This is a genomic window from Ferrimicrobium sp. (assembly GCF_027364955.1).
Taxonomy (GTDB): domain Bacteria; phylum Actinomycetota; class Acidimicrobiia; order Acidimicrobiales; family Acidimicrobiaceae; genus Ferrimicrobium.
This window is the reverse complement of sequence record NZ_DAHXOI010000044.1, coordinates 1-8573: the sequence shown is the minus strand read 5'-3', so window position 1 is coordinate 8573 and position 8573 is coordinate 1. Positions and strand designations below refer to the sequence as shown.

Genomic DNA, 8573 nt, shown 5'->3' with positions numbered 1-8573 from the left:
ACGCCCGCGTTCGACGAGGTCGAAGACTGGCTGCTACTCGATGTACTGCTTGAGCTCGAGGAGCCACAAGCAGCAAGGATCGCACCTCCAAGGCTAACTGTCGCCAGTATTGTCAAGGCTTTCCAACTTCTATTGGCCCCAACTATCATTGACGTACCCCTTTTACTTTCCATACCCATGGCCCCTTTCAGCATGATTGATCTTCCACCGTTCTCTACTACCGACCACGTCAACCCCTAAGCATCATGGCCGTTTTCTTGCTGTCACCGACCAGCGTGGCTTCGACCAGCTCATACCATACCGAAGCAATGGTTAAGACCCATGAAACCCCTGATCACCTCGCTTGCCTTTCCTCGGCGCTGCCCATGCTGAAGCCTTTCAAACTTCTCAATATGGGCAAGGTCAGAACATCAATGCAACCCACCGCTCGATAGGAGTCGCTCCCTAATCCTCTGATCATTCGCAACATCAACAATTGTCCAAGCCATCGCCAGTCCACCATCCAGCAGCGCTCTATCAGCAGAGGGCCCGGCGCAATGAGCCGCAAATTCTGGCTGATGATTCACTGAGTCACCACAGTCGATCCCCAACATGGGGTGGATGGCGGGGATTCTCATGGAGATGTTGGCCATATCAGTCGATCCACCCATCGGTCTCTCTCCCTCACCGAATGGGGCAAACACTCGACCAAGACTCTCAGCATTCTGACGATAAAACCTCGCTAGATCCTCATCAGTAACGAACTCCGAGTACGGTGGTGACTGTTCCGTGATACGAAGCTCGGCGCCTGAACCCACGGCTCCGGCCTCAAAGCACCGCTCAATTTTGGGGCGTACCTCCTCAAGGCTCGCGAGTGTAGTACTGCGGATGTAATAACTCGCAGCGGTCCGACCAGGTATCACGTTCGGAGCCTCACCTCCGTGGGTCGTGATTCCATGAACCTGACAGTTGGTCGGGAGCTGTTGTCGAAGGAGAGCAATCGCGACCTGAGCGATCGCTAATGCGTCACCAGCATTGATACCCTTCTCCGGTGCGGCCGAAGCGTGAGCGGTCTTGCCCAAATACTCAACCTGCAGATGTGCCACCGCCAGCGCTCGCATAGCGACGTCCTCACGAGGCGATGGGTGCACCATCATCGCCGCATGCACTCCTTCAAACACCCCTGCATCCAACATCAGGATTTTGCCCCCGCCACCCTCCTCTGCAGGGGTGCCCATGACCTTGAGCGTGATACCCAAATCATCAACCAGCGGTGCAAGCGACAGTGCGGCGGTGACTGCGGCCGACGCTATCACATTATGACCACAAGCATGACCAACGTCTGGGAGGGCATCATATTCTGCACAAACCGCGACCACGAACTCACCCGAGCCAATCGTCGCCTCAAAAGCAGTTGGTAAATCCGCCACGCCTCGCTTGACAGCAAAGCCGCCCGACTCCAACGCCTCGCCTACCCATCTCGACGCCAGTTGTTCTTGGAACCCTAGCTCAGGATGTGCATGAATCCGATGACTCAATGCCACCATGTCCTCAGCCAATGCTCGCTGGTTCGCCTGGACCGTGCTCTTAGTCTCAGGCATCTTTGACCATCCGTTGTTGTCCGACCGACACAAGAACTCCATCCTTGTAGACAGCAGACACATTCTCCTTGAGCCGAGAAAAATCGAACGGGTCTCCATCGACCACTACCAAGTCGGCTCGTTTGCCGGGCTCAACGGTGCCAAGCTCGCCCTCGAGGCCCATCAGTTGCGCCGCGCTATGCGTAGTCGCAACCAACACACTTGCAGGATCCATGCCTCCCGCCTCCATTAACGCCAACTCTCGCAAGTTGGTACCATGAGCGCCTACCCCACTGTCTGTTCCCATGGCAATCTTGACACCAGCCTTTACAGCCCTCGCAAACGAATCCTGGTGCACCAGGAGTAGCTCTCGTGCCTTGGCGATGACGGCTGGCTGCAGCGAGGCACCCTGATCAAAACTCTCCACGACCGATATCGGAGCGATGAGTGTCGGAACCAGCCAGGTTCCCTTGGCGAGCATCATCTCAATCGCTTCGTCATCAAGATATACACCATGCTCGATAGATCGAATGCCTGCCCTGATCGCAGCCTTAATCCCATCACTCGCTTGGGCATGGGCCATGACAAAGATTCCTGCCGCGTTCGCCTCCGCAACAAGCACCTGGAGTTCATCATCCCGAAAGTGTCCGTGACGGGGATTGTCGCGAGGGGACAGGACTCCACCCGACGTAAAGACCTTAATCACATTCCCACCGGAGCGGATGATTTCTCGAACCTTCTTACGCATCTCTTCTGGTCCATCCACAATTCCAGAAGGCCTTCCAGGATAGGAGACCTTACCATCGAGGTTGATCCCTGAAGGCAGCCACCCATCCCCGTGGCCTCCAGTTTGACTAATGGCAGTCACAGATATCTGCATCCTCGGACCAGCGATCAAACCATCTTCCACCGCCTGTTGCACGCCAAGGTCGGCTCCAGATGCATCCCTTATCGTGGTGATTCCAAGATCGAGTGTAGCCTTGAGATTCGCCTCCGCTTCGTAGAACTGATAGGAAAATGGCCGGGTTAACCTTCGCATCGTATCTACACCGGAGCTGGTCACATGGACATGGCAGTCAAATAGACCGGGCAACAACGCCTTCCCGGTGCAATCGACTACCTGGTCTCCGTCTAGGCCGTTACCAACCTCAATAATCTTCCCATCCTCAACAACCACATCTGCTGGTGCCTTACCAGAGCCCGTTCCGTCAAAGAGTTGACCACCTTGAAACAGCGTTCTCATCATAACTCACTTTTCCCTTCATTGTTTGTGAACTTACCTACTGCTTGCTATGAACGAAAGAAGACTTTGAGCAGTCTGTGACCCGTAAGCGCTCAACCTCCCAATACCCGCGCCTCGGTCACAGACTCCGCCACCGGCTCCCTCAAGGGGAAGTGACAGGCCGCCTCGTGTCCGATGCCGAAGGACCGCAACGGGGGTTCAACTTCAGCACAGATGTCCTGCGCGTACTCGCACCGCGTTCTGAACCTACAGCCCGAAGGAGGATTAATGGCAGAGGGGAGCTCGCCGGTAACACTCGTCATTCGATGCGCACGAGCTGCCTCAGGATCTGGTAACGGTATCGATCGTAACAGTCCTTGCGTGTAGGGGTGGGCTGGCCCGTCATAGAGGCTTGCCGTCTGTCCAATCTCGACGATCTTCCCGAGATACATGACCGCAACGCGATCAGCCATGTATCGCACCACCGACAGGTCGTGCGATATCACCACGTAGGTGAGACCGTGGAGCTCCTGGAGTTGGCACATCAGATTGATGACCTGAGAACGAATCGAGACATCCAATGCCGATACGGGTTCGTCGGCAACAAGGATCCTTGGATTGAGGGACAACGCTCTTGCAAGACCAATTCTTTGACGCTGTCCACCAGAGAACTCGTGGGGATAGCGATCGATGAGACTCAGAGAGAGCCCAACCTCTCCCATCAGCTCCCGTACTCGAGCCTGGCGCTCCGACGACGAGCCCACATGTTGCAGCCGCATGGGCTCTTCGATGATTGCCCCCACCCGCATCCGCGGGTCCAACGAGGAGTAGGGGTCTTGGAACATCAGCTGAAGATCACGTCTAGAACTGCGGAAACCCTTTCCCTTTGAACCCACCAACTCCTTTCCTAAGAACCTCACACTGCCCCCGGTTGGCGTCTCAAGACCGGCGACCAGCCTTCCAAGGGTGGTCTTCCCGCAGCCTGATTCGCCAACCACCCCAAGGGTCTCCCCAGCGGCGACTTCAAACGAGACACCAGAGACTGCCTTCAGCGTCGATCCACTCTTGCGGCCCAGTCGGATGCTCGACGTGACTTTGAACTCCTTGACGAGATCACACACTTCCAGGAGCTCTGCCCTGGTCGACTCCGACGAATTCCGCGAACTAAATTCAACCCGGTTCCCCGTCGAAACAACGTCGGTTGCCTCGCGGACTTCTACCAGGCGATTGGAGGTGCTTGGGAAAAAGCAGGCAACAGACCGAGTGTCGTCCTGGCGCTCCAATACAGGGTCGTTGGTTCGACATTCGTCCTTGGCATACCTGCAGCGGGGCGCAAACCGACACCCACTAGGTGGATTCGACAGATCTGGAGGTAACCCCCCAATCGCGAACAACCGACGCGAACGATCACTCTGAAGATCAGGTAACGATGCTAACAGCGCCTCCGTATATGGGTGCATCGGCTGGCGAAACAAACCCTCTGTTGGTCCCTCCTCGACGACCCTCCCTGCATACATCACGGAAACACGGTCTGCACGTCCCGCCACGACCCCCATGTCATGAGTGATCAGAATCACACCCAACTGCAACTGCTCGCGAAGCTGGTCGAGAAGGTCAAGGATTTGTGCCTGAATAGTGACGTCAAGAGCAGTCGTGGGTTCGTCAGCGATCAACAACTTTGGTTGACACGCCAGGGCGATCGCGATCACTACCCTTTGACGGAGCCCTCCAGATAGCTGGTGAGGATAGTCGCCCACCTGGTCGTTCGGGCGTGGCATGCCCACCATCTTGAACAATTCGACGGCTCGTGAGCGGGCCTCCGTCTTCGAGAGACCCAGGTGTCGTCGTAATGATTCCGCGACCTGCTTGCCAACCGTCATAGTGGGGTTTAAGGCGGTCATGGGGTCCTGGAACACCATCCCAACCTCGTTCCCTCGCACGTCTTGCATGTCGTGTTCCCGAAGGTGCGCAAGATTGCGTCCATTGAGGAGGATCTGCCCGGACTCGACCACTCCTCCTCTTGGCAGCAAACCCATGACCGTCATGCCAGTCATCGTTTTGCCACTGCCTGACTCGCCAACGAGTCCAACAGTTTCCCCGGCCTCCACCGTCAGACTGACACCGTCGAGCGCATGGACCGTCGAACTGGATAGGGCGATCGAGACGCGCAAATCCTGTATTTCTAGGAGACTCACGACTCTACTCTCCTGTCTCTTGCCACCGACCCCTGCGTCCGACGACCCAATTGCAGATGGGGCCATCCTTCGTCCTGGCCATCCCCTTCCAAAGCTTGGCCACGGCCTGCCATACGAGAACCCGGAAGCGCCCCATCCGTCTCTTGGAAAGCGTTATCCAGCAACCCTGGAGGAGTGGGGCTCCCGTCGCAGTAATCTATCGAGGCCATGAGCAAACGTTCTGGTGCTTTGAAAGAACCGCTCACTCCCGGCTCTCCAGAGTGTCGCGCAATCCCTCGCCAATGAAGTTGAACGCCACCACGGCCAGAACAATGGCGATACCAGCAGGGTAGATCTCCCACCAGTAGCCGTCATAGACGAAATTGAGACCATTGCTAAGCATTGCTCCCCAGTTGGTAGCGGGCACTGGCGGACCAAGCCCTAAGTAGCTGATGACCGCGAAGAGCGCGATCGAATTCGCAATACTCAACGTAGTTTGCACGATGACAACACCGATGACGTTAGGGATGAGGTGCCGAGCGACGATCCACCGACCACTCGCACCCGCTCCCCTTGAGGCCTCCACAAACTCGCGTACCCTCAATGAGAGCGTCTCGCCACGCACCAGTCGAGCCGGGACCGCCCAGGAGATAACTCCAATTTCGATCACGAGCACCGGTACCGAAGGCTGGATGATCGTTCCGAGCAGCAAGACCAACAACAACGCTGGAATCGCAAGCACTGAATCCGCAACTCTCATCATCGTGGCATCGATCCACCCACCGAAATAACCCGCCAGCGCTCCCCACCAAGTACCGATGATCATCGCGACGATCGCAGCACCAATGCCCACCTCAAGGGCCGACTGGCCACCGGCCATCAGGCGTCCTAGGATGTCATAGCCGACGTCAGAGGTGCCCAGCAGGTGCGCTGCACTCGGCGCTTGATTCGCTTGAGCGAGCACGGTGGTCACCTGGTTAGTCCGATAGATGAGAGGACCAACGAAGCTAAACAACACCAGAAAGATCACGATCACCGCGCCAACCACGGCGCTCTTTCGCCGCAGAAACCTTCGGTAACCGCGCCGAATCCCTGAGGGGCGTCCCTCTTCCTGCTCTCGCTCAACTACCGTCTGATCGGTAGCGGTCACCAGCGGTTCATAGTTCACTCAGACCTTCCCTTCGACTCGTGCAACGACTCTTGGCCACCGGGGACTGTAAAGCCCTTTCCTTAGCTTCATCTAGTACGACACCCTCGGGTCGGCAAACCGGTACAAGATGTCTGCCAACAGCGAACCCAACACCGTCGCCACCGCTACCACCAGGGCCACACCCATGACCACGGGATAATCCCTCGCAATGGCTGAATTCCAGAACAAGAGACCCATACCCGGGTAATTAAACACCTGTTCCACCACCAAAGCGCCCGCGATCACCAGTGGCAGGATCAACCCGACCAAACTGATCAATGGGAGCAATGAGTTCCGCAGCACATGCCGGCTGAGCACCTGCCAACGGGTCAGACCCTTCGCTCGAGCCGTCCGAATGTAGTCCTGGGCGAGGCTATCAAGGGCCGCCGAACGGGCAAACCGCGCAAAGGATCCAAATACCGTAATCATGAGGGTGACGACGGGCAGAACCAACGCTACTGGATCAGAAAAGGAGGCACTAATGGTCGGCCCCTGAGGCCCCTGTGGAGGAAAGAGATGCACTCCGATCGCCAACGCATCAATAAGCAGCAACCCTAACCAGAACAAGGGCATCGAGTAACCAGTCAACTCGACACTCGTCAGGAAGTGATCCAACGCTCCATCGCGATGCACCGCTTGCCAAATCCCCAGAGGAATCCCAACGATGAGTCCGAGGCCATACGCAAGAGCAACCAACAGTGCTGTTTTCGGAAGTGCCTGCCCGATTAGGGTTCGCACCGGGGCATTCTGAGTGTACGAGTAACCGAGATTCCCGTGCAGAAGCTGCCCCAAGTAATTAAAATACTGAACAATCAGGGGTTTGTTATAACCATTAGCTATGATGAACTCCTTCACCTGAATCGGCGTGGCCTGAGGTCCGAGAATCGCACGCGCAGGACCACCAGGTAGGGAATGCACCATCACAAAGACAATCACCGAGACCCCGATCACCACCACAATGGCTTGCAGCAATCTTCGGACTAGGTACAGCGCACTCATCGTGTCTGGCTCACCAGATCTTTGTAAACGACCCCCTCCTTCACCACCATCACGATGTGGTTTGAGTCCTCGAGTTGATCGATCTGTTGGAGAGGATCGCAATCGGCGACGACGACGTCCCCAAACTTTCCAACGGCAAGCGAACCGAGCTCGTCGCTACGGTCGATGAGCTCCGCCGCATACCGCGTGCCCGCGAGCAACGCCTCCATTGGACTCACCCCAAACTCCACAAGGCGACGGAGCTCGGTCAGGTTCCGGCCATGGGCTGCAACTCCACAATCGGTACCCATGGCAATGCGCACACCAGACGTCAAGGCCTTTGGGAGGCAGTTTCGAGCAACCTCGATCCACTTCATTTTCTTCTCGTACGACACAAGGGGGACCGCCTGCTTGTCCGGCACGGTCGTAGCAGTTGTGAGCGTAGGTACCAGGTAAGTACCTCTCTTTATCATCTCTTCGACCGTCGCCTCGTCGATCTCGTAGCCGTGCTCAACACTGGCAACGCCTCCGAGAACGGCATTCGCGATTCCACCTCGACCTTGAGCATGCGCAGCCACTCGTTTGCCACGATGACGCCGAGCTTCATCAACCACCGCGGTAATCTCTGGGATCGTGAGCCCCTCATCGTCGGGTTGATCCCTGGGACTCCAAACCCCACCGGTGGCGTGAATCTTGATCACATCAGCTCCGGCTCGCAACATCTCACGAGCTCGCTTACGACACTCCACCTCGCCGTCGGCAATGCCTGGATACTGAGATCGAAACCCCAACAAATCCAGTCCACTAGGGTAACAAGCATCACCATGACCACCAGTCACACTGATGGGCGTCACCGCGATGAGCATCCGTGGTCCATCGATGATCCCCTGATCAATCGCCATCTTCATTCCCAAATCGGCTCCACCCAGGTCTCGAACGGTGGTCACCCCGGCCTGCAAAGTGACGCGAGCAGACTGCACCACTGATAGATGCAGGTAGCTCTTCGGCAGCGTAGCTCGACGCAACGGATCGCGCTCGGCATCAGCATTTGAAAGATGCACGTGACAATCAATAAACCCTGGCAACATCCATTTACCCGTCACGTCGACTCTTCTGACATCCGGAGCTATCGGCGGGATCTGTGCCATGGGGCCCACCCACTTGATACGCCCATCTGCCCCGACCAGGACGCCTCCATCATCAGATTTGTCAGAGCCAAGCCCACCAATCAGTCTCCCGTGTTCCAGTAAGAGCCCTGAGCCTTCTGCCGTCACTTCCCCATTCCCCCAATCAACCGTTCATCTCGATATTTCAATCGTGTCTCAGCACGCTGCGAAATGCTACTTATAGGACCAAGTCTGTGGGAACAGAACCCCAGTAGAGGGGAAGTAGACACCCTTGAGCTGGCTTGAGACCGCGTTGATCGTGTAGGTCACCGGCTGGAAGATGAC

The 8573-nt window shown here is 56.6% G+C and carries 7 protein-coding genes; 1 reads left to right on the top strand and 6 read right to left on the bottom strand.

Translation table 11 applies throughout. The features are described from left to right. Nucleotides 1-240: hypothetical protein (locus M7Q83_RS13405; RefSeq protein ID WP_298339885.1), on the top strand; the 240-nt coding region annotated here is incomplete at its 5' end. A gap of 170 nt (nt 241-410) precedes the next feature. Here the strand turns inward: M7Q83_RS13405 and M7Q83_RS13400 are convergent. The 6 genes from M7Q83_RS13400 to M7Q83_RS13375 form a co-directional block, all read right to left on the bottom strand. After that, nucleotides 411-1580 (bottom strand): M20 family metallopeptidase, encoded by a 1170-nt coding sequence (locus tag M7Q83_RS13400; RefSeq protein ID WP_298339882.1) that lies wholly within the window; start codon nt 1578-1580, stop codon nt 411-413. Continuing rightward, entirely contained in the window at nt 1573-2805 is a 1233-nt protein-coding gene (locus M7Q83_RS13395) for an amidohydrolase family protein (protein WP_298339879.1), read from the bottom strand. Before M7Q83_RS13395 ends, M7Q83_RS13400 begins: the two co-directional genes overlap by 8 nt. 89 nt (nt 2806-2894) lie before the next feature. After that, nucleotides 2895-4976: an ABC transporter ATP-binding protein gene (locus tag M7Q83_RS13390; RefSeq protein ID WP_298339876.1), complete on the bottom strand. Its 2082-nt coding sequence runs from the start codon at nt 4974-4976 to the stop codon at nt 2895-2897. A gap of 241 nt (nt 4977-5217) precedes the next feature. Then, the gene (locus M7Q83_RS13385; RefSeq protein ID WP_298339873.1) at nt 5218-6123 is read right to left on the bottom strand and encodes an ABC transporter permease; all 906 of its coding nucleotides are present in this window, start codon (nt 6121-6123) and stop codon (nt 5218-5220) included. A 72-nt stretch (nt 6124-6195) separates the two neighbouring features. Continuing rightward, on the bottom strand, nt 6196-7143 hold the full coding sequence (locus M7Q83_RS13380; RefSeq protein ID WP_298339870.1) for an ABC transporter permease: 948 nt from the start codon (nt 7141-7143) through the stop codon (nt 6196-6198). Further along, nucleotides 7140-8396: an amidohydrolase family protein gene (locus M7Q83_RS13375; RefSeq protein ID WP_298339867.1), complete on the bottom strand. Its 1257-nt coding sequence runs from the start codon at nt 8394-8396 to the stop codon at nt 7140-7142. Before M7Q83_RS13375 ends, M7Q83_RS13380 begins: the two co-directional genes overlap by 4 nt. Between the last annotated feature and the right edge of the window lie 177 nt (nt 8397-8573).

Bases quoted from the DNA above. Each gene is read 5' to 3' on its own strand.
- M7Q83_RS13400 (WP_298339882.1), bottom strand. From the start codon at position 1,580: ATGCCTGAGACTAAGAGCACGGTCCAGGCGAACCAGCGAGCATTGGCT.
- M7Q83_RS13395 (WP_298339879.1), bottom strand. From the start codon at position 2,805: ATGATGAGAACGCTGTTTCAAGGTGGTCAACTCTTTGACGGAACGGGC.
- M7Q83_RS13380 (WP_298339870.1), bottom strand. From the start codon at position 7,143: ATGAGTGCGCTGTACCTAGTCCGAAGATTGCTGCAAGCCATTGTGGTG.